We start from the raw sequence: 20069 nt of genomic DNA, 5'->3' as shown, positions 1-20069 counted from the left end.
TCAGCCCAGCCCGGCCATGCGTGCGCCGCTCAGCAGGTCGGCGGCGGTGTGGTGGGCGTGGCCGTCCTCGACCAGCGCGATGTCCGGCACCACGACAACGGTCATTCCGGCGGCGCGTGCGGCGCGGGCACCGGGTGTGCTGTCCTCGAACGCGAGGCACCGCTCGGGCGCCACGTTCAGACGGGCGGCGGCGGTGAGGTAGGGTTCCGGATCGGGCTTCGGCCGGGTCACGCAATTGCGCGTCACGACGGTGGTGAAGCGATGGGTCAGATCCGCCGCCAGAAGCTTGCGGTCGGCGCTGGCACGGCCCGACGACGTGGCCACCGCGCGGGGCAGCCCCATCCCCTCGATCAGGTCGAGGAGCGCGTGCACCGTGGGTTTCAGGGGCATGCCTGCGACCAGCAGGTTGTCGTGTTCCTCATCCCAGGCGGCGTCGAACTCGGCCATCCGGTGGGCGCCGTATTCGGCGGCGAGCCGGGCGTTGGTCGATGCCATGTCGCCACCGATGAGCGTGCGGAAGAAGGTCTCGGTCATGGGCGGGCCGAAGCGGGAGCTGGCGCGGCGGGCGGCCTCGAAAGCCAGGCGTTCGGTGTCCAGAAGCGTACCGTCCAGATCGAAGATCACCGCGTCGTATGGCATGGCCAAACCCTTCCTTAAATCCGTCAGGTGATCGCTAACACGAGGCGGCGCCCTGCGGAAGCCGGGCGGCTTCACGTCATGTGTCAGGCTGTTGCGGCTTTCGTTCAAAGGCGCGTCAGGAACGTTCAAGACCCTCGGGGCAGGAGACGCCTAGCCTTTGTGGATCGGCTGGCCGGGAGGGGCCATCCGGAAAGGATACCCAAAGGGAGGAACAGGATGACACGGAAACTGGACGCATTGGTGATCGGCGCGGGCGTGGCGGGGCTGTACCAGCTCCACCAGCTGCGGCAGGAGGGCCTCGACGTGCACGGCGTCGAGGCGGGCACCGACGTGGGCGGCACATGGTACTGGAACCGCTACCCGGGGGCGAAGTTCGACTCCGAGAGCTACATCTACCAGTACCTGTTCGACGAGAAGCTCTACAAGGACTGGACGTGGAGCGAACGCTTTCCCGGCCAGCCGGAGATCGAGCGCTGGATGCACTACGTCGCGGACCGGCTGGATCTGCGCAAGGACTTCACCTTCGGCGCCAAGGTGACGTCGGCCCGCTGGAACGAGGACACGGGCCGCTGGATCGTGAAGACCGACACCGGCGAGACGTTCGACACCCGGTTCCTCATCGGCTGCACGGGCATGTTGTCGGCGCCGCTGACCGACCGCTTTCCGGGTCAGGACACCTTCAAGGGCACCATCGTCCATACCGGGCGCTACCCGAAGGAAGGCATCGACCTCGAAGGCAAGCGCGTGGGTGTGATCGGCATCGGCGCCACCGGCATCCAGGTGATCCAGACCATCGCGCCGGTCGTGGACTCTCTGACTGTCTTCGTGCGCACCCCGCAATACGTGCTGCCGATGAAGAACCCGAAGTACGGCCCGGCCGAGGCCGCTGCCTACAAGGCGCGCTGGGATGAGCTGAAGACCAACCTGCCCGTGACCTTCACCGGGTTCGAGTACGACTTCGAACATGCCTGGGCCGACTGCACACCGGAACAGCGCCGCAAGATCCTCGAAGACACCCACGCCGACGGATCGCTGAAACTGTGGCTCGCCTCCTTCGGCGAGATGTTCTTCGACGAGGAGGTGTCCGAGGAGATCAGCGCCTTCGTCCGGGAAAAGATGGCGGCACGGCTGAAGGATCCGGAACTGATCGACATCCTCGTGCCCAAGCCCGGCGACTACGGGTTCGGCACGCACCGGGTGCCGCTGGAGACGAACTACCTCGAGGTCTACCGGCAGGAGCACGTCACCGCCGTCCCGGTCCGGAACAACCCGATTGCCGAGATCGTGCCCGAAGGCGTGAAGCTGGCGGACGGCACGGTGTACGAACTGGACGTCATCATCATGGCCGTGGGCTTCGACGCCGGGTCGGGCGCGCTGACACGTATCGACATCACCGGGCGCGACGGCATGACGCTTCGCGACGAATGGTCGAAGGACATCCGCACCACGCTGGGCATCCAGAAGCACGGTTTCCCCAACCTGTTCATGACCGGCGCGCCGCTCGCCCCCTCGGCGGCGCTGTGCAACATGACCACCTGCCTGCAGCAGCAGACGGAATGGATCACCGACTGCATCAAGGCGGTGCGTGCCGCGGGTGCCACGGTGATCGAACCGACGGCAGAGGCAGAGGACGCCTGGGTCGCGCACCATGACGAGACGGCCAATGCCACGCTGATCTCGAAGACGGACTCGTGGTACACCGGCTCCAACGTGGCGGGCAAACCGCGGCGGGTGCTGTCCTACACCGGCGGCGTCGGCACCTACCGGAAGAAGTGTCAGGAGATCGCGCAGAACGGCTACGAAGGCTTCTCCATGTTGAAAACGCCGGAAGTCGAAGCGGCTGAGTGAGCGCGACCGGTCAGGGCAGGCGCAAGGCTTGCCCTGACCGGAGCCCGCATAGGTCGTATCGGCAGACTAGGACGCCTGCCGCCGGAAGACGGCGGGCGTCACATCGTAGGCGGCAGAGAACAGGCGCGTGAGGTGGGCCTGGTCGGAAAAGCCGCAATCCGCCGCCACCGCCTTGATCGGCAGGGTGGTGCGGGCCAGCAGATGTCGGGCGCGCTCCAGCCGCCGCGCCTTGACGAAGGCGTAGGGTGGCAAGCCGAAGCTGCGGCGGAACTGGCGGGCAAAGAGGCACGGCGTCAGAGACAACGCCTCGGCCATGCCGGTCAGGTCCAGCGACTGCGAAAGCCCTGCGTCGATGTATTCGAGGATGCGCGCCTGCTGGGTGCGGGACAGTCCGCCCGCGTCACTCTCCGGCGGTGTCCGGACCATGGCGTAGCGCCGCAACAGGTGGACGATCAGCCCGCGGGCCACGCTGTCGACATAGAGGGCGCCGCCAAGATCCTGCGTCTGCGCCTCTTCGGCGATGGCGGACATGGCGTGTGTCATCACCGGGTCCTCGGTGCGCAGGATGTCGGCCAGCGCGACGTCGGTCACGGTGCAGTCGAGGACCTCGCTCGCGACCTCGGCCACCAGTGCGCCGGACAGGTAGACATGGGTCACGTCGATGGGCTCCACCCAGCTCCACGACACCTGCTGCGCGCGGGTCAGCAGCGACACCGCACCGGGGCCCAGCGTCTCCTTCGTCCAGCGCCCGTCGAACCGGCGCTGCATCGGGGTCACACCGGACCTGTAGCCGACAAGCATGAAGTCCCGCATCGCGGGCACGGTCACATCCTGTCCCTCGTAGTGGTAGGACCGGAGTGCCACGTTTTTCCAGCCCAAGCCGTCGCTGGCCAGCAGCAGGCGGCCCGGCACCCAGTTCGGCAGGGTTTCGAAAGTGATCAGGTCTTTCATCGCTCCTCCTCCCAAAGGCCATGAAAAAAGCGGGGGGCGACGTGCCGCCCCCCGCTGACATTTCCGGACGGTCCGAAAGCGCGCTCAGGCGGCCTTTGCGGCGGCGATGGCCTGGTAGACGGCGGATTCGAAATCCAGATAGCCGGGGAACGACACCGGATCGCCGAACGGCAGGATCTGGGTCGCCCAGTAGCCGCCGACACCGGCCGCGCGGTCGATCCAGAAGAAGCTGTTGGCCAGCCCGGCCCAGCCGATGGCGCCCGCCGGACGGCCCGTGGGCGCTGTCTCGGTGTTGACCATGAAGGTGTAGGACCAGTCCTTGCCGAGGCCCGGGAAGAACTCCGCGTCGTTCGACAGCGAGGGGATGACGCCGGGCAGCATGGTCACCTTCTGCGGCGGCACCAGCGCGCCCTTCACCGCCCAGTCGACGGTCTCGGGCTTCAGCACGCGTCCGTTGGGACCGGCGCCGTCGTTCAGCCACATGCGGATGAACTTCATGTACTCGGGCACGGTGCCGTACAGACCGTGGCCGCCCATGTCGACCTCCGGGTTGTCTGGCAGCGCGAAGCCGTCCATTGGAGATAGGCTGCCGTCCTCGCCGCGCGCGTGGATCGTCGCGGTCCGCGCCTTCATGTCGTCGGTGCGGGTGAAGGCGATGTCGGTCATCCCGAGCGGCGCAAAGACCCGCTCTGCCATGACCGCGCCCAGGCGCTTGCCCCGGATGCCCTCGACCACCTGGCCCACCCAGTCGATGTTCGTGCCGTATTCCCACTTCTCGCCCGGATCGAACAGCAGCGGTGTCTCGATGGCAGCCCGGGTGCCGGACACGACGGAGGGCTGTCCGTGCTCATCGGCCAGGCGCTTGTAGGTCTCGTTGAAGAAGTCGTAGCCGAAGCCGCCGGTGTGCAGCATCAGCTGGCGCGTGGTCACGTCGGACTTCGGCGCGCGCAGGCGCGGGCTGCCATCGGCGTCGAACCCCTCGATCACCTGCAGGTTTCCGATGGCCGGGGCGTAGGTCTTGGCCGGCGCGTCGAGGTCCAGCAGCCCCTCTTCGACGCATTGCAGGGCGGTCGTCCCGGCAATCGCCTTGGTGGTCGAGAAGATGGCAAAGACCGTGTCGAGGCTCATCTCCCCGTCGCCCAGACGCCTGTCGCCCGCGCTGCCGGCGTAGATGTCGCCGTCGCGGTCGGTGACCATGGCGACCACGCCCGGCACGCGGGGGCTGCCGCTTGTCACGCGCGACAGCACGGCGTCGCAATTGGCCTTGAGATCCTTCATAGTGTCCTCCCTTAGGGTTTTCCCATGGCCAAAGCGTACCGCCCCCTCGGGCGGCTTTCTGTCCGTGACCGGCAGGGAGTGTCCGGTTTCGGAAGCGTTGTTCAGTCCGGCTTGCGGCCAGTGATGGCGCGCGCGCGGGTGTGCGACGGCAGCTCGCCAAAGCGTTCGCGATAACGCCCTGCCAGCGCTCCGAGGTTCACGAAGCCCCAGTCGGACGCGATGTCCGAGACGGAGCGATCCGCCTCCGCGCTTTCCAGTTCGGCCCGCAATCCGTCGAGCCTGCGCCCGGCCAGGAATTCGCGCGGCGACACGCCCCGGAACCGCTGGAACCCGCCGGACAACGTGCGTGCCGAGACCCCGATACGGCGGGCCACATCCCCGATCACCGGGGCGTCGCGTGCCTCGGCCTCCAGGATCTCCTCGGCGCGGCGGACATAGCCGGGGGCCGCGGTGCGCGCGCCGTCCTCCAGTCGGATACCGGCGGCGGCAGCCCAGCGGCGCAGGAGTTCGATGCAGATGATCTCTTCGAGGTGGCGGGCCAACGGGCCGTCTGCGGGCATCGGACCGGGACCGGCCATGGTGCGCGCGGCGTAGTCCAGCAGCGCCAGCCACGGAGAGCCCGGCCCCCCGAACTTCGTTCGGCAGGTCCAGAGCCGATCGTCCGGGACGAAGCCGAACCAGCGCCGGGCGGTTTCCTCCATCACCGCGTGGGGGATGGTCAGGTTGAACTGCATGTGGTCGCTGTCGCCCTCCAGCCAGTAGTCGGCACGCGAACAGTCGACGACAAAGCTCTCACCGGCGCCGGTGGAGGCGGGCGCACCAGAGGTTTGGTGGGACAGCGCCCCGCGCAGCGTGTTGAGGACAATGATGTTGCCCGCCTCGGGGTCGAAGCGGTCGAGGAAGATGCCTGTGCCATAGGAAAACCGCGTCATCGTCACGCGGCCCGCATGTGCCGACAGCATGGTGGCATCGGGGCGCGCGCCGCGTTCCAGCGGCCGCACTCGATATGGCATGTAGACGGTGCGGCAGAAGTCCTGCACCTCGTCCCAGTCGTTCGAACGGGTACGCCCCCGATGTCGCGCGGGCGCGCCCGAAGCGTCGAGCAAGAGTGCCTCCTCCAGCATCCCGCCACCCTCCGGTCATGTCTCCTCCGGAGGGCAGCATAGCATGGAAGGCGGGCACCGGTCGAATGTCGGATGCGCGACTTTGGTCGCGGGGCGCACCGACCGGCAACGCCCCGCCGCCGGGTCAGAGCGTGATGCGGAAAAGGGCGAAGCCGTTCTCGCCGTCGCCTGCATCCTCGATCTTCGCGCCGTCGACCTCAGACAGCAGGTCGCGCGCCTTGGGGCCGGTCTCGAACAGGACGGTGGTGTTTTCCAGCGGCTTGAAGGACCAGTTGTCGTCGGCCTTCGGGTCGATGGTGCCCTGTTCGACGATGTAGCGGACGATGACGTCGCGGTTGGTGTCGGGCGCCTCGAAGATGATGGTGTCGCCCTTCGCGCCCGGGAAACTGCCGCCGCCGGAGGCGCGGTAGTTGTTGGTCGCGATGACGAACTCCATGTCGTCGGTCACCGGCTTGCCCTCGTACATCAGGTCGACGATGCGGTTGGCGCCCTCGTTCACGACGTTGCCCTCGCGGTCGAACTTCGACGGCTGCGACAGGTCGATCTGGTAGGTCACCCCGTCGATGACGTCGAAGTTGTAGGACGGGAACTCCGGGTTCAGAAGCACGGCGTCGGTCGCGCCCGGCTCCACCTGATTGAACATGCCCGCAGAGCGTTCGAGCCAGTCCTTCACCTGCGCGCCCGTCACCTTCACCGCGCGCACGGTGTTGGGATAGAGGTAGAGGTCGGAGACGTTCTTGATCGCCACGTCGCCCACCGGCACGTCGGTGTAGTATTCCGGACCGCCACGGCCCCCCGCCTTGAACGGGGCGGCGGCAGATAGAACCGGCAGGTCCTCGTATTCGGTGCCTTCAAGCATCTGCTCAATGTACCATTTCTGCGCGATGGAGACGATCTGCACGGACGGGTCGTCGGCCACGAGGGCAAAGTACGAATGCAGCGGGGCAGAGGTCTTGCCCACGGCGCGGCGCACATAGGCCAGCGTTTCCTCGTGCTCCTGTTCGGTGGCGTCCAGCACGGGCTGGTGGCTTTCGACCAGCGGCGTGATGGAGCGGTCCTCGTTGCGCTGGGAGATCGGGCGCGCCTCCGTCGTGGCAGAGACCACGCGCCAGGTGTTGCCGTCCCGTTCCAGGAGCAGGTCGATAAGCCCTAGGTGCGAGCCCCAGAAGCCGCCCATGACGGCGGGCTTGCCGTGCAGCAGGCCGTTCTCGGCATCGACCGCGGCAAAGCCTTCGTAGGTCGGCGACGGAAAGACGAGGTGCGAGTGGCCGGTCACCAGCGCGTCGATCCCCTCGACCGCTGCCAGCGGAACGGAGGCGTTCTCCATCCCGTCCTCGTGGTCGGCGGAGCCGATGCCGGAGTGCGACAGCGCGATCACGATGTCGGCGCCCTGTTCGCGGATCTCGGGCACGTAGGCCTCGGCGGTCTCGACGATGTCGCGGGCGGTGACGTTGCCTTCGAGGTGCTTGCGGTCCCAGTTCATGACCTGCGGCGGGGTGAAGCCGATGATGCCGATCCGGATCGGATGCGCCGTGCCCGCGCCGTCCGTCACCTCGCGGTCGAGGATCACGTAGGGCTTGTAGAGCGTCTCGTCCTCGCGCGGGTTGGCGCCCTGGGTCTTGGCGATGTTGGCAAGCACGACCGGGAACTCTGCCCCGGCGGTGGATTTCGCCAGGAAGTCGAGACCGTAGTTGAATTCGTGGTTGCCGATGGTGGCGGCGTCATAACCCAGCGTGTTCATCGCGGTGATGACCGGGTGCATGTCGCCTTCCTTCATGCCCCGCTCGTAGGCGATGTAGTCGCCCATCGGGTTGCCCTGCAGGAAGTCGCCGTTGTCCACCAGCAGCGCGTTGGTTGCCTCGGCCCGGATCTCGTCGATGATTGAGGCGGTGCGGGCCACGCCCACGGTGTCGACCGGCTTGTCGGCGTAATAGTCGTAGGGCCAGACGTGCACGTGCAGGTCAGTGGTCTCCATGATCCGCAGGTGCGCCTGGTTGGCGGCGGCGTTGGCGGAATACGGGTGCAGGACGATCAGGGCCGCCCCGGCGGTGGTGCCCGCAAGGAACTGGCGGCGGCTGAACTTCGGTTTCTGTTGATACATCATACGTTCCCCCATTGGTTTTCAGGTTTTTTCTGCGCTCAGGTTGCACGGAAAAGGCACGGCGGTGTGACAGTTTTTTCGCATTCCGCAACGGCATGGCAGGTCGTCGCCGATCAATTGCATCTTTGCGTGTCGCTGTGCATGAAGGGGCAGGGCAGGGAGGGCGGCACATGCGTCATGCGGAACAAGTGACATTCGGCGGATCGGGTCTGGACCGGGCGGCGGAGCTGCGCGGCACGACGGACCTTCTGGCCGATCACGGCGGGCAGATGGTGGTGCTGTGGAACGGCAAGCCGCTGGTGGCCGGCGAGGACCGCGACCTCACCCTTCTGCGGCTGCCCATCGACCACCCCGTGCTGAAGGACGCCGTGCGGGCGCCGATCCTGCTGGGCCGCGAAGAGGGCGTCCTGACCTGGGCTGCCGACATCTCGGCCTGGGAGCCGGAGGAAGCGGCGGAGACGCTCGGCAGTTTCGTCGACCCCAGTGAACAGCAGCATCCGCAGGCGCCGGAAGGTCGGTTTGCCGAACTGCGCCGGATCATGACGCGGCTCACGGCGCGCGATGCCGAACTGGCCGCGACCGCGAAGGCGATCCACGGCTGGCACGACAGCCACGGGTTCTGCGCGCGGTGCGGTGCGGCGTCCGACATCCGGCAGTCGGGATGGCAGAGGCAGTGCCCGTCCTGCAACGCGCCGCATTTCCCGCGCACCGATCCGGTGGTCATCATGCTGATCACCCGCGGCAACCGCTGCCTCTTGGGCCGTTCGCCCGGCTGGCCCGAGGGGATGTATTCCTGCCTCGCCGGGTTCGTGGAGCCGGGCGAGACGATCGAGGCCGCCGTCCGCCGCGAGGTCTTCGAAGAGGCCGGGGTGCGCGTGGGGCCGGTGCGCTATCTCGCCAGCCAGCCCTGGGCCTTCCCGTCCTCCCTGATGATCGGCTGTCATGGCGAGGCTGAGACCTCGGAAATCGTGCTCGATCCGGTTGAACTGGAGGACGCGCGCTGGGTCAGCCGGGAAGACGTTGCCGATGCCGCGGCCGGTCTGCGGCCCGACCTGATGCCCGCAAGGCGCGGTGCAATTGCCCATTTCATGCTGCGGGCGTGGCTGGCGGACCGTTTGGATTGACGGCACCTGATGTGTGTGGTCCTCATCCAACGGGATCAAGGGGCCAGGACAGGGGCGGTAGAACGACATGCAGTTGAAGGCACGCGAAGACATCGAAGCGCCGCTGGACAAGGTGTTCGCGGCGCTCTCCGATCTCGAAACGGTCGAGCGGCAGGCGCTCCGGCGCGGCATCGACGTCCAGCGCATCAGGGGCGGCGGCGCGCCGACCGAAGGCATGGCGTGGCGAGTTGTCTTCACCTTCCGCGGCAAGGAGCGCGAGGCCGAGATCACCCTGACGGAATACACGCCGCCGGAACGGATGGTCTTTTCCTCGATCAGCGGCGGGCTGAAGGTGGTCATGGTGATGGACGTGGTGGCCCTGTCGCGCACGCGCACCCGGATCAGCGTAGAGGTCGAGATGGCGCCAACGACGCTTTCGGCCCGTCTGCTGGTGCAATCGCTGAAGCTGGCCAAGGGCGGGATGGAAAAGCGGTTCCAGGGCCGGATTCACGATCTCGCACGAGAGCTTGAACGCCGCTTGCAGGCGACGGGCTGAACGCTACGTCGCCAGCGCAGGAGGACATCGAATGAAACGTCTGCTTCTGGCGCTCTGCACGGCGGCCCTGCCCGCTAGCGCCCATGAATTCTGGATCGAACCGGTCGACGGCGTGGTGGCCGAGGGCGCGCCGCTGGTGGCGGACCTCTATGTCGGCGACAAGCTGGAGGGCGCCTCGTTCTCCTTCGTGCCGCCCAACTTCACCCGGTTCGAGATCCTGATCGACGGCGAGGTCCTCCCGGTCGAGGGCCGCGCCGGGGACAAGCCCGCACTCAACATGGCCGTGCCCGGAGAAGGGCTGGCCACGGTGGTGCATGTAACGCGCGACTACACGCTGACCTACAAGGACTTCGCCACCTTCGAACGGTTCTGCGCGCACAAGGACATCGAATGGGCCTGCGCGCGGCACATCGAACGCGGTCTCGACCCCGAGGCGGTGCGTGAACGCTACTCCCGCCACGCCAAGAGCCTGATCGCGGTCGGCGACGGAGAGGGGCAGGACGTGCAGGCCGGTCTGCTGACAGAGATCGTGGCAGAGGCGAACCCCTTCACCGACGACCTGTCCGAAGGCTTTCCGGTGCGCGTCTTCTACAAGGACGAACCGAGGGCCGACGTGCAGGTCGAACTGTTCGACCGCGCGCCGGATGGCACGCTGGACATCCGCCTCTACCGCACCGATGCAGAGGGGCGGGCAATACTCGACCTGTCGCCGGGACACTTCTACCTCGTCGACAGTGTGGTCATGGAAGAGCGCGATCCCGGCGCCAACGGCGACCCGGCGTGGGAGAGCCTCTGGGCCTCGCTGACCTTCAAGGTCCCCGAATGATCGACGCGCTGCGTGGCGTGACGGAGGTCCTGACCGGCGCCGACATGGCACCCTGGTCGCAGGACTGGACGGGGCAATACCGATGGACGCCGCTGTGCGTGGCCCGCCCGCGCGACACGGCGGAGGTGTCGGCGGTGATGCGTCTGGCACATGACAGCGGGACGCACGTGGTCCCGGTCTCCGGCCACACGGGGCTGTCCGGCGGGACGGAGGGGGAGGGCGCCATCATGCTCTCGCTCGACCGGCTGGACGGGATCGAGGAGATCCGTCCCGAGGCGCGTCTGGCGCGGATCGGGGCCGGGGTGATCCTTTCGGACCTGCACGCAGCGGCGGCGGCGCACGGGCTGGCCTTTCCGATGACCTTCGGCGCGAAGGGGTCCGCCCGGCTGGGCGGGTTGCTGGCGACGAACGCGGGCGGGTCCAACGTCCTGCGGTACGGCAACACCCGCGACCTTGTCCTGGGGCTGGAGGCGGTGCTGGCGGACGGTCGCGTCGTCGACCTGATGTCGGAGCTACACAAGAACAACACGGGCTACGACCTGCGGCACCTGCTGATCGGCTCCGAAGGGACGCTCGGCATCATCACCCGGGCCGTGGTCAAGCTGGTCCCGCAGCCCCGCGCCTTTGCCACGGCGATGGTGGCGGCGCAGTCGGTCGATGCGGCACTGACCCTGCTGAACCGGCTGCAGGACATCACCGGCGGCGCGGTCGAGGCCTTCGAGTTCATGCCCCGCGCCTACATGGACGCCTACGCTGCGCTGCGCCCGGAGGCACAGGCGCCTTTCGCGGAACCGCACGCGGTGAACATCCTCGTCGAACTGGGCGCCACCGCTCCGCGCGACGCGGCCCCCGGCCCGGACGGCAGTGTGCCGCTGTCGGGCCTGCTGGAAGACGCCTTGGGCACTTTGTTCGAAGAGGGGCTGGTGATCGACGCCGCAGTCGCCACGAGCGAGGCGCAGCGCGCCGCTTTCTGGGCAAGGCGGGAGGCAGCGGCAGAATTGTCCTTGGCCAGGAAACCCTGCGTGGTCAACGACGTGGCGGTGCCGCTGGACAAGGTACAGACCTTCCTTGAGCAGGCCGAAGAGCGCGTCGCCAGGGTGGACCCCAAGGCCGACGCCATGGTCGTGGCGCACTTGGGTGACGGGAACGTGCACTACGCGGTGCGCGTGACCGATGCGACCCTGGTCACGCCGGTGATGGAGACGGTGGAAGACCTTGTCCGCACGTTGGGCGGCACCTTCTCGGCCGAGCACGGCATCGGCCGGTCGAAGCTGGGCAGCATGGCGCGCCGCAAGGATCCGGTCGCGTTGGACATGATGCGCGCGATCAAGACGGCGCTCGACCCGAAGGGCATCCTGAACCCGGGGAAACTGCTGCCTCCGGCCTGAGGGATTGGGGGTGGCGTCGGGCGCTCAGCATCAGAGGACGCAGGCCGGCGCAACCCGGCCCGCAGGAAGTGCAATCAGGCGTCGCGCTGTGCGATCCAGTCGTGGTCGGGGTGGTTCTTGAACCGCCACTTGCGCATCGGGCCGGCCATGACGTTGAGATAATACATCTCGTATCCATAAGGCGCACCGCAGGGATGGTGGCCCTTCGGCACCAGCACCACGTCGTGATCGGAGACCGACATGGTCACGTCGAGCGAGCCGTCCTCTGTGAACACCCGCTGGTGGCCGTAACCCTGCGCCGGGTTCAGGCGGTGATAGTAGGTCTCTTCCAGGTAGGTCATGTCGGGGAAGTTGTCCTCGTCATGGCGGTGCGGCGGGTAGGAGGACCAGTTGCCCGCGGGCGTGAAGACCTCCGTCACAAGAAGGGAGGAGGCGACGTCACGCTCTTCCATCGCGATGGGGTGGATGTAGCGCGTGTTGGCGCCCTTGCCGCGGGTCACGAGGTCGACGCCCTCCGGGCTGATCTGCGCCGCCGGATAGTCGCCCGTGGCCGGTGCGGAGCAGACCGCGACGGTGCAGTCGGTGGTGGCCACGGCCTCCCATGCGGCACCCTTCGGCACGTAGACCGCGTGCGGCGGCGTGCGGTCGAAGACGCTCATCCGGTCGCCCAGTTCTCCGAAGGACACACCCGCGCCCGTCACCTCTGCCTTGCCTTCGACGAGGACGAGGATGACCTCCAGATCGCCGGTCTCTCCCGTCGCGGTCTCGCCGGGGGCAAGCCGCCAGAGGTCGAAACCGACGTAGCCCCAGTCCGGGCTGTCCGGGGTCCTCGCGTTGTCGATGGTGACGTTCTGGACCTGCCCGGAGGTCCCGGTCGGCTTGCGCAGGAGATGTGTCATGGGTCGTCCTTTCCGAGAGGTGGGCGGCGCGAAGCCCCGCCCTACAGGCGGTTTCACGCGCGGCGGCGGGCGTTCTGGGCGTCCAGCGCGGCGTTGAAGGCGGCCTCGTCCATGTCCTCCGCCAGGGCGCGGTGGAACAGGGCCGCCTGGGTTTCCGGCGCCAGCCCGCCCACAGGCGGATCCGTGTCGAGATTGGTGGGGAAGCTGTAGCCCTCGGCGCTGGAGGCGATGGCCGCGGCGGTGCCGGGATCGTCCAGCCGGCCCTCCGTCCGCAGCGCCTTCACCACCGGGTAGAGCGTCCGGACCATGGCGGTGCGGTCGATCGACTCCATCGCCCGGCCGAACGCGCTGGAGACCTGCAGGAGGTTGGCCATGCGGTTGATGTCCGCCGAATGGTTCGACCCTGCGCCGTGGAACAGCGCCGGGTTGAAGAACACGGCGTCGCCCTTCGCAAGCGGAAGCTGGATGCAGTAATCCTCGAAATAGGCGCGGAAGTCCTCGCGGCGGTAGGCCATGTAGCCGGGGCGGAAGAGCTGGCTGAACGGCAGCAGCTTGGTCGGGCCGCTCTCCACCGGCATGTCGCAATGCGCCACCGCGCCCTGCAGCGTCATGACCGCCGACAGGTCGTGCACATGCGCCGGGAAGCGCCCCGCCGCCTCAGCCGTCTGGAAGCCGAGGTGATAGTCGCGGTGCGCGACCTGTGCCTTGCCGCCGGGCCGCACGAGGTTGACCTGCGCGGTCATCTGGTAGCAGGGGCCGAGCCATGCCTCGCAGACCGCCGCGATGGCGTCGTTGCCGAAGTAGAGGGCGAAGGTCTCCGGGTCCTTCTCGCAGAGTTTCTGGAGCGAGTTCCAGATCCGGTCGTTGGCGCCTGCCGCCGCGAAGTGATCGGCCCCGCCGCCGGAGCGCGCCTTCTCCTCCGCGATGATCGCCTCGTAGGCGCGGGTGGCAGCGTCGATGGGGGCGGTGTCCTCGTAAGCGCCTTTCAGCACCAGCACACCGGCGGACTGTCCCAGCACCCAGCCCCATTCGGCCAGCAGGGACAGTCGTTGCGCCGGGTCGCTGAGGGCAGCGGTGAGGGAGGGCATGTCGTAAAGGGGGACGTTCTTCTGCACGTCAGAGGCAAAGCGCAACTGGCCCGCCGACAGCGTCTGACCGCAGAGCCGGGCGAAGTCCTGCAGGTCGCAGTCCTCGATATCGAAGTAACCGACGTCTTTCATGAATCCTCCTCCTTGGTTTCCGCCTCTTTCGGATCGAAGACGACGAAGAATTGATACGCACAGTACAAGCCGATCAGACCGAAGAGCAGCGCCCACATCGGCCCGCCCCACGACAGTTCCAGCAGCGCCCAGCCGAGGCAGGCCGCGACCGTCACGATCCGCCGCCAGAGCGGTTTGAAGAACGGGTGCTGGACGTCGAGGAAGCGGGCCATTGGATCAGGTCTCGACCGTCAGGCCAGCGTTGGCGCAGACCTCGAGAATGTGCTGATAGCCCTTCCGGCTGTATTCGTAGGGCGGGGCCTTGGCCGGGTCCTGCTCGGCCTCCACGACGATCCAGCCATTGAACGACATCTTCGCCAGCTTGTCGGCCACCGCCTGGAAGTCGATGCAACCGTCTCCCGGGACGGTGAAGGCACCCGCAATCACCGCGTCGAGGAAGGAGCGGTCGTTGTCGCGCACGTCCTTCACGACGTCGGGGCGGATGTCCTTGAAGTGCACATGGTGTATACGATCGGCCCAGCGGTCCATGGTTGCCATCACGTCGCCACCGCCGAACAGCAGGTGGCCGGTGTCGAAGCAGAGCGTGACCTCGGGGGACGATCCTTCCATCAGCCAGTTCACCTCTTCCTCGCTTTCGATGAAGCTGCCCATGTGGTGGTGATAGGACAGGACCATGCCGCGGTCCTGCATCCACTTCGCCACCTCCGACAGCTTCTTCGCATAGGTCGTCACCTCGTCCTTCGACAGCTTGGGCCGGTCGTTGACGGGGGTGTTGGCCATGCCCTGGACGGTGTTTGAACACTCGGCGTATACAAGGCAGGGCGCGTTCAGCGAAATGAACTGGTCGACCTGCTGGGTGATCGCGGCGCACTCTTCCTCGACGCTGGCGACCAGAAGGTTGCCGGAGCACCAGCCGCCGCACAGCGCGATGTCGTACTTCTGGAGGTAGGCCTTCAGTCCCTCGGTGTCGGCGGGCATGCGGCGTCCACGCTCGACCCCGGTATAGCCGATCTCGCGCGCCTCTTTCAGGCACTGCTCCATGGTGAAGGCAGAGGTCAGGTCGGGCAGGTCGTCGTTCTGCCAGGCGATGGGGGAAATGCCGATCTTGACGGTCATGGTCCTATCCTTACGTGCGCTCGAGCAGCGCGGCTTCGTAGACTTTGCGGGCGTCATTCACTTCGGCGCGCTCCGAGACCTCGGGCACCGCCACGTCCCACCAGTTGCCGCCGTGCGGCGTCGACGGGTAGGGGTCCGTGTCGATCACCACCACGAAGGGACCGGCCGCGTCCCTGGCGCGGGCCAGTGCGTCCTCGAGTTCCGCGATGCTCGACACGTGGACCGCTGCCGCGCCCATCGAGGCGCTGTGCGCGGCAAAGTCGATGTTGCTGTCGGCGGCAGAGGAGTGGTCCAGGAGGTTGTTGAACTCCGCCCCGCCGGTGCCCATCTGGAGCCGGTTGATGCAGCCGTAGCCGCGGTTGTCGGTGATGACGAGGGTGATCTTGAGGCCCATCGCCGCCGCGGTGGCAAGCTCGGAGTTGGCCATCATGTAGGACCCGTCGCCGATCATGCAGATCACGTCGCGCTCGGGCTGGGCCATCTTGATCCCCATGGCGCCGGCGATCTCGTAGCCCATGCAGGAAAACCCGTATTCCATGTGATAGGCGCCCGGCCGCGGCGCCTTCCACAGCTTGTGCAACTCGCCCGGCATGGTGCCTGCGGCACACATGACGACGGTGTCCGGGCCTGACGCCCGCTGCACCGCGCCGATGACCTGCTGGTCGGTCGGCAGCTCGTTGCCCTCCGCGGGCGCATCCGTCAGCGGGTCGACCTTGCCGAACCATGCGTCCTTGAAGCCGTCGATGCTCAGCCCGCCCTTGTAGCTGCCAAGCGCGGAGGCGAGGTCCTTCAGCCCGACGCGCGCATCCGCCAGCAGGGGCATCGCGCCGTGTTTCACCGCGTCGTAGGCCTGTACGTTCAGGGACACGAGCTTTGCGCCGCCGTTAAACACGGTCCAAGATCCCGTGGTGAAGTCCTGAAAACGAGTGCCGACACCCAGCACGAGGTCCGTCTCGGCGCAGGCCCGGTTCGCCGACTCAGCGCCGGTCACGCCCACGGGGCCGAGGTTCAGCGGATGGTCCCACGCCAGCGCGGACTTGCCCGCCTGGGTTTCGACCACGGGGATGCCGAAGGTTTCGGCAAAGGTCTGGAGGTCCGCACAGGCGTCAGAGAAATGCACCCCGCCCCCGGCCACGATCATCGGTTTCTTTGCCGCCTTGATCGCCTCGACCACGCGGGCCAGTTCGCCCTCGTCGGGACGGATGCGGCGCTGATACCAGACCTTCGGCTCGAAGAAGGACTCCGGGTAGTCGTATGCCTCGGTCTGCACGTCCTGACAGAAGGCCAGTGTCACCGGCCCGCACTGCGCCGGGTCGGTCATCGTCGCCATGGCCCGGGGCAGGGCGGTCAGAAGGTGTTCGGGGCGCATGATGCGGTCGAAGTAGCGTGACACCGGCCTGAAGCAGTCGTTGACGCTGATCGTGCCGTCCTCGAAATCCTCGACCTGCTGCAGCACCGGATCGGGGCCACGGTTGGCAAAGACGTCGCCCGGTACCAGCAGGACGGGAATGCGGTTCACGTGGGCCAGGGCTGCGGCGGTGACCATGTTGGTCGCGCCCGGCCCGATGGAGGAGGTCACCATCATCGCCCGTTTGCGGCCCAGCTGCTTCGAATAGGCGATGGCGGCATGGGCCATGGTCTGTTCGTTGTGGCCGCGCCATGTGGGGAATGACCCGCGCCCGTGGTAGAGCGCCTCGCCCATCCCCGCCACGTTGCCGTGGCCGAAGATCGCCCAGCATCCGGCAAGGAAGCGTTCGCCGTCCTCGTTCATCTGGTTGGACAGGTAGCGGACCATCGCCTGTGCGGCGGTCAGTCGGATCGTGGCCATGTCGTCGTCCTCCCTCAGGCGGTCTGTCGTGTGGTGCCGGTCTGCGCGGACGCCTGCGCGCGCGCATCGTCCCAAATGGTGCAGAGCCGGGTGTAGTTGTCTTTCATCAGCGCGACGGCGTCGGCGTCGGACATCTCGCCCTTCATCCACGCCTTCGCGGCATCGCCGAAGATCGTGCGGCCTACGGCAAAACCCTTCACCAGCGGGAATTTTGCGGCGGCCCTGAAGCTTTCGGCCAGCGCATCCTCCTCCGCGGCGAGGCCCAGCACCACGATCCCGCGGGTATGGGCGTCGTTGCGCTCGATGGCGTCGCAGGCGGCCTGCCAGCCCGCTTCGGACTTCATCGGTTCCAGCTTCCACCAGTCGGGGTAGACGCCGATGTCGTAGAACCGCTGGATGATCTCTGCCGTCGTGGTGTCGGTGACGGCGGCGACCTTGGAGGGGATGACCTCCAGCAGGAACTCAAGGTTGTTGCGGCGGCAGGCGTGGAACAGGCGGGTGACGGTGTCTTCCTGCTGCTGCTTCATCTCCGCCGTGTCGTCGGGGTGGTAGAAGCAGAGGCACTTCACCACGTGTTCCAGCGGCCATTCGTTCAGCCCGCCGAAGTCCGGGCCGATCTCGGGCTCGAGCGTCAGGGGGCGCGACCCGGGCCATTCCACCGGGCGGCCGATCCACAGCCCGGTGCCTGCCGCCTTGTAGAGCGCCTGCCGGCCAAGGCGCCCGTCGCACAGCAAACCATAGCCGGGACGACCGTCCGCGACGGCGGTGCAGGCGTCGAGGCAGAGCTCCTTGAAATCGTCGATCTTCGCGTCGGTCGCGCCGTCCAGCTCTTCCAGCTGCATCCGGTGGTCGAAGGCAAAGACCCGCATCGTCGACCAGTCGCCCTTGCGGTTCGTCGACCAGTGGATCTGTTCCAGCGCCTTGTCCTTGCGCAGCGCCTTCTCCTTCACGCCGCGGTCAAGGAAGAACTGCAGCTCGGTCCAGGACGGATAGGCGGGCGCGCAGCCGTGACGGCTGACTGCGAAGGCCCCGCAGGCATTGGCGTATTTCAGCGCGGTCGGCCAGTCCTCGCCATCGAGCCAGCCCTTCAGCAGCCCGGACATGAAGCCGTCGCCCGCGCCCAGCACGTTGAACACCTCGATGGGGAAGCCGGGGCCGGTCTGGCCATCGTCGAGGCTGTCGGGGATCGGCCCCTCGAAAGCGGATGCGCCCATCGGGCCGCGCTTGCAGACCAGCGTCGCGCCGGACACCTCGCGGACCGCGCGCAGCGCCGCAATCGTATCGGTGGTGCCGCCCGCGATGTGGAACTCCTCCTCCGTGCCGACGATCAGGTCGAAGAGGTGCAGCGTCGATTGCAGCTTGGCCGTCACCTTGTCGGAGGCGATGAAGCGGTTCTCGCCGTCGCCGTGGCCGGACAGCCCCCAGAGGTTCGGGCGGTAGTCGATGTCGAGCGCGGTCTGCATCCCGTTCGCGCGGGCGATGTTCAGCGCCTTGAGGACGGCGGCTTCGGTCCGCGTGTGGCTCAGGTGGGTCCCGGTCGCCACCACCGCGCGGGCGGAGGTCACGTAGCCCTCGTCGATGTCATCCTCGCACAGCGCCATGTCCGCGCAGTTGTCGCGGTAGAAGATCAGCGGAAATTGCTCCTGGTCGCGGATGCCGAGGATAACCAGCGCGGTCAGCCGCTCCGGATCGGTGACGATGCCGCGCGTGTCGACGCCCTCCTTGGCAAGCTGTTCCTTGATGAACCGGCCCATGTGCTCATCGCCGACGCGGGTGATGAGTGCGGACTTGAGACCGAGCCGTGCCGTGCCAGCCGCCATGTTGGTGGGGGAGCCGCCGATATACTTGTTGAAGCTGGCCATGTCTTCGAGACGGCCGCCGATCTGTGCGCCGTAAAGGTCCACAGAGGACCGCCCGATCGTGATCACGTCGAGGGGTTTCGTCATGTGTTCTGCCTTCGCGAATAGAATCCTCCACGGGGCCCGCGGACCGCCGTCTCCTCTGCCGATACCTGTCGGCAAGCAGCGCCCTGCGTCAACGCTTCTGCGATTTTTCCTATCATTGCTGAGAGGCGTCGCAGCGGTGAGATGAAACGATCAGACGGATTCCGGCAGGTAGAGATCGGGACGAAGGAACAGCTGCCCCGGCGTGCCGGAGGTGCCGTTGAGCACAGTGTCCGACACCAGTTTCACCGCTGCCTCGCAAAGCTGGCGCAGGGGCGTCGCGATCACCATCTCCGCATAGCGGTCGGCCAGGGCAGCGCGGGACTCGGGCGTAATCTCATGCACGACGAGCGCCACCTGCCCGGGTGCACGCGCCTCGCGCAGGGCGGCGATGGCGCCTTCCATGCCGCCACCCGCGCAATAGAGCCCCTTCAGATCGGGGTGCCTTTGCAGCAGTTCCAGCGTCGCCTCGTAGGTCAGTTGCCGGGTCTCGAGGTTCACCAGCGTGTCGAGGACGCTGTAGTCCGGCCCGAATTCGCGGAAGTAGGATCGGAACCCGGTCTCGCGCAGCTCGTGTCCGTGCCAGCGGAAACCACCCACGAACACCCCCAGTTTGCCCGGACGCTGGATCGCCTTCATGATCATGTGCGCCGCGACCCGCCCGGCCTTCATGTTGTTGACGCCGATATAGCTTTGCCGGATGCCCTGTGCGAAATCGTTGAGCAGCGAGAAGCAGGGCGTGCCCTCTTCCTGGATACGCGCGATGGTGTCCGTGACCTGCACGTGGTTCACCGCGGTCGCGACCAGCGCATCGGCACGCGCGGCGGTCTTTTCCAGCACGGCGGCGAAGTCAGACGGGCTTTGCGACGGTACGAAATCGACGATCATGCGCCCGCGGATGTTGGTGGCGCGGGCGATAGCATTCTCCATCTCCGTCCGGAAATCCTGGTAGAACGGCTGGCGCTCCTTGTTGAAGACGACGCCGAACCGGATCTCTGGCAGGTCGGCCATCATGCGCTGCCCGATCAGAGCTGCGGCGTGATAACCGATGCGCTGTGCCGCCTCGTAGACGCGGCGCGCGGTCTCCTCCCGCACCTTGGCGCGACCGTTGAGAACGCGGTCGACGGTGGCGACGGAAACCTGCGCCTCGGCGGCGAGATCGTTGATCGTGGGGCGGCGGGCCATGGCGTGTCCTGATGATATACCCGCATCGGACTGCGGCATTCTGATGGGTTTTGCAAGAAATTCT

17 protein-coding genes are annotated in these 20069 nt (G+C 67.0%); 5 read left to right on the top strand and 12 right to left on the bottom strand.

Annotated features, from left to right (window positions below; all coding sequences use genetic code 11):
- Positions 1 to 639 (bottom strand): HAD family hydrolase, encoded by a 639-nt coding sequence (locus tag ACU0DV_RS04210; protein WP_283982335.1) that lies wholly within the window; start codon positions 637 to 639, stop codon positions 1 to 3.
- A gap of 216 nt (positions 640 to 855) precedes the next feature.
- Between ACU0DV_RS04210 and ACU0DV_RS04205 the strand changes: the two genes are divergently transcribed.
- A complete protein-coding gene (locus tag ACU0DV_RS04205; RefSeq protein ID WP_446242462.1) occupies positions 856 to 2487 on the top strand; it encodes a flavin-containing monooxygenase in 1632 nt (543 codons plus the stop codon).
- Between the two features lie 66 nt (positions 2488 to 2553).
- On the opposite strand, the gene ACU0DV_RS04200 is transcribed toward ACU0DV_RS04205, so the two are convergent.
- From ACU0DV_RS04200 to ACU0DV_RS04185, 4 genes are all read right to left on the bottom strand, one after another.
- Positions 2554 to 3438 carry a helix-turn-helix domain-containing protein gene (locus ACU0DV_RS04200; protein WP_446242461.1) on the bottom strand — a complete coding sequence of 295 codons (885 nt, stop codon included), beginning with the start codon at positions 3436 to 3438 and terminating at the stop codon, positions 2554 to 2556.
- A gap of 84 nt (positions 3439 to 3522) precedes the next feature.
- The gene (locus tag ACU0DV_RS04195) at positions 3523 to 4716 is read right to left on the bottom strand and encodes a serine hydrolase domain-containing protein (protein ID WP_446242460.1); all 1194 of its coding nucleotides are present in this window, start codon (positions 4714 to 4716) and stop codon (positions 3523 to 3525) included.
- A gap of 101 nt (positions 4717 to 4817) precedes the next feature.
- The gene (locus ACU0DV_RS04190) at positions 4818 to 5840 is read right to left on the bottom strand and encodes an AraC family transcriptional regulator (protein ID WP_446242459.1); all 1023 of its coding nucleotides are present in this window, start codon (positions 5838 to 5840) and stop codon (positions 4818 to 4820) included.
- A gap of 124 nt (positions 5841 to 5964) precedes the next feature.
- On the bottom strand, positions 5965 to 7944 hold the full coding sequence (locus ACU0DV_RS04185) for a bifunctional 2',3'-cyclic-nucleotide 2'-phosphodiesterase/3'-nucleotidase (RefSeq protein ID WP_446242458.1): 1980 nt from the start codon (positions 7942 to 7944) through the stop codon (positions 5965 to 5967).
- A gap of 167 nt (positions 7945 to 8111) precedes the next feature.
- Between ACU0DV_RS04185 and nudC the strand changes: the two genes are divergently transcribed.
- The 4 genes from nudC (at position 8112) to ACU0DV_RS04165 (ending at position 11814) form a co-directional block, all read left to right on the top strand.
- On the top strand, positions 8112 to 9065 hold the full coding sequence (gene nudC, locus ACU0DV_RS04180; RefSeq protein WP_446242457.1) for an NAD(+) diphosphatase: 954 nt from the start codon (positions 8112 to 8114) through the stop codon (positions 9063 to 9065).
- A 67-nt stretch (positions 9066 to 9132) separates the two neighbouring features.
- Complete coding sequence (locus ACU0DV_RS04175) at positions 9133 to 9600, top strand: SRPBCC family protein (RefSeq protein ID WP_446242456.1); 468 nt, start codon at positions 9133 to 9135, stop codon at positions 9598 to 9600.
- A 31-nt stretch (positions 9601 to 9631) separates the two neighbouring features.
- Positions 9632 to 10426: a DUF4198 domain-containing protein gene (locus ACU0DV_RS04170; protein WP_283982342.1), complete on the top strand. Its 795-nt coding sequence runs from the start codon at positions 9632 to 9634 to the stop codon at positions 10424 to 10426.
- Positions 10423 to 11814, top strand: a complete 1392-nt coding sequence (locus ACU0DV_RS04165) for an FAD-binding oxidoreductase (RefSeq protein WP_446242455.1) — start codon at positions 10423 to 10425, stop codon at positions 11812 to 11814. Before ACU0DV_RS04170 ends, ACU0DV_RS04165 begins: the two co-directional genes overlap by 4 nt.
- A gap of 74 nt (positions 11815 to 11888) precedes the next feature.
- On the opposite strand, the gene iolB is transcribed toward ACU0DV_RS04165, so the two are convergent.
- The 7 genes from iolB to ACU0DV_RS04130 all read right to left on the bottom strand — a co-directional run bounded on the left by iolB (position 11889) and on the right by ACU0DV_RS04130 (position 20005).
- Positions 11889 to 12713 (bottom strand): 5-deoxy-glucuronate isomerase, encoded by an 825-nt coding sequence (gene iolB, locus ACU0DV_RS04160; protein WP_446242454.1) that lies wholly within the window; start codon positions 12711 to 12713, stop codon positions 11889 to 11891.
- 53 nt (positions 12714 to 12766) lie between these two features.
- Positions 12767 to 13933, bottom strand: coding sequence for a phytanoyl-CoA dioxygenase family protein (locus tag ACU0DV_RS04155; protein ID WP_446242453.1), 1167 nt, complete (start codon positions 13931 to 13933; stop codon positions 12767 to 12769).
- Positions 13930 to 14145: a hypothetical protein gene (locus ACU0DV_RS04150; protein ID WP_446242452.1), complete on the bottom strand. Its 216-nt coding sequence runs from the start codon at positions 14143 to 14145 to the stop codon at positions 13930 to 13932. The genes ACU0DV_RS04155 and ACU0DV_RS04150 overlap by 4 nt, the downstream gene beginning before the upstream one ends.
- Before the next feature lie 4 nt (positions 14146 to 14149).
- Complete coding sequence (gene iolE / locus ACU0DV_RS04145; RefSeq protein WP_446242451.1) at positions 14150 to 15049, bottom strand: myo-inosose-2 dehydratase; 900 nt, start codon at positions 15047 to 15049, stop codon at positions 14150 to 14152.
- A 10-nt stretch (positions 15050 to 15059) separates the two neighbouring features.
- On the bottom strand, positions 15060 to 16877 hold the full coding sequence (iolD, locus tag ACU0DV_RS04140) for a 3D-(3,5/4)-trihydroxycyclohexane-1,2-dione acylhydrolase (decyclizing) (protein WP_100927853.1): 1818 nt from the start codon (positions 16875 to 16877) through the stop codon (positions 15060 to 15062).
- 14 nt (positions 16878 to 16891) lie between these two features.
- Entirely contained in the window at positions 16892 to 18823 is a 1932-nt protein-coding gene (locus tag ACU0DV_RS04135; RefSeq protein WP_446242450.1) for a bifunctional 5-dehydro-2-deoxygluconokinase/5-dehydro-2-deoxyphosphogluconate aldolase, read from the bottom strand.
- Between the two features lie 150 nt (positions 18824 to 18973).
- The gene (locus ACU0DV_RS04130) at positions 18974 to 20005 is read right to left on the bottom strand and encodes a LacI family DNA-binding transcriptional regulator (protein ID WP_283982348.1); all 1032 of its coding nucleotides are present in this window, start codon (positions 20003 to 20005) and stop codon (positions 18974 to 18976) included.
- Between the last annotated feature and the right edge of the window lie 64 nt (positions 20006 to 20069).

This window comes from Sagittula sp. (assembly GCF_052825245.1).
Note: the sequence above shows the minus strand (reverse complement) of the source record. Positions and strands in the feature narration are given on the sequence as shown.

What these genes read in the sequence shown, in the direction of transcription:
- ACU0DV_RS04210 (WP_283982335.1), bottom strand. Translation starts at nt 639, where the DNA reads ATGCCATACGACGCGGTGATCTTCGATCTGGACGGTACGCTTCTGGAC.
- ACU0DV_RS04185 (WP_446242458.1), bottom strand. Translation starts at nt 7,944, where the DNA reads ATGATGTATCAACAGAAACCGAAGTTCAGCCGCCGCCAGTTCCTTGCG.
- iolD (WP_100927853.1), bottom strand. Translation starts at nt 16,877, where the DNA reads ATGGCCACGATCCGACTGACCGCCGCACAGGCGATGGTCCGCTACCTG.
- ACU0DV_RS04200 (WP_446242461.1), bottom strand. Translation starts at nt 3,438, where the DNA reads ATGAAAGACCTGATCACTTTCGAAACCCTGCCGAACTGGGTGCCGGGC.
- ACU0DV_RS04205 (WP_446242462.1), top strand. Translation starts at nt 856, where the DNA reads ATGACACGGAAACTGGACGCATTGGTGATCGGCGCGGGCGTGGCGGGG.
- ACU0DV_RS04175 (WP_446242456.1), top strand. Translation starts at nt 9,133, where the DNA reads ATGCAGTTGAAGGCACGCGAAGACATCGAAGCGCCGCTGGACAAGGTG.
- iolB (WP_446242454.1), bottom strand. Translation starts at nt 12,713, where the DNA reads ATGACACATCTCCTGCGCAAGCCGACCGGGACCTCCGGGCAGGTCCAG.
- ACU0DV_RS04190 (WP_446242459.1), bottom strand. Translation starts at nt 5,840, where the DNA reads ATGCTGGAGGAGGCACTCTTGCTCGACGCTTCGGGCGCGCCCGCGCGA.
- ACU0DV_RS04165 (WP_446242455.1), top strand. Translation starts at nt 10,423, where the DNA reads ATGATCGACGCGCTGCGTGGCGTGACGGAGGTCCTGACCGGCGCCGAC.
- ACU0DV_RS04195 (WP_446242460.1), bottom strand. Translation starts at nt 4,716, where the DNA reads ATGAAGGATCTCAAGGCCAATTGCGACGCCGTGCTGTCGCGCGTGACA.
- iolE (WP_446242451.1), bottom strand. Translation starts at nt 15,049, where the DNA reads ATGACCGTCAAGATCGGCATTTCCCCCATCGCCTGGCAGAACGACGAC.
- ACU0DV_RS04135 (WP_446242450.1), bottom strand. Translation starts at nt 18,823, where the DNA reads ATGACGAAACCCCTCGACGTGATCACGATCGGGCGGTCCTCTGTGGAC.
- ACU0DV_RS04150 (WP_446242452.1), bottom strand. Translation starts at nt 14,145, where the DNA reads ATGGCCCGCTTCCTCGACGTCCAGCACCCGTTCTTCAAACCGCTCTGG.
- ACU0DV_RS04170 (WP_283982342.1), top strand. Translation starts at nt 9,632, where the DNA reads ATGAAACGTCTGCTTCTGGCGCTCTGCACGGCGGCCCTGCCCGCTAGC.
- ACU0DV_RS04155 (WP_446242453.1), bottom strand. Translation starts at nt 13,933, where the DNA reads ATGAAAGACGTCGGTTACTTCGATATCGAGGACTGCGACCTGCAGGAC.
- ACU0DV_RS04130 (WP_283982348.1), bottom strand. Translation starts at nt 20,005, where the DNA reads ATGGCCCGCCGCCCCACGATCAACGATCTCGCCGCCGAGGCGCAGGTT.
- nudC (WP_446242457.1), top strand. Translation starts at nt 8,112, where the DNA reads ATGCGTCATGCGGAACAAGTGACATTCGGCGGATCGGGTCTGGACCGG.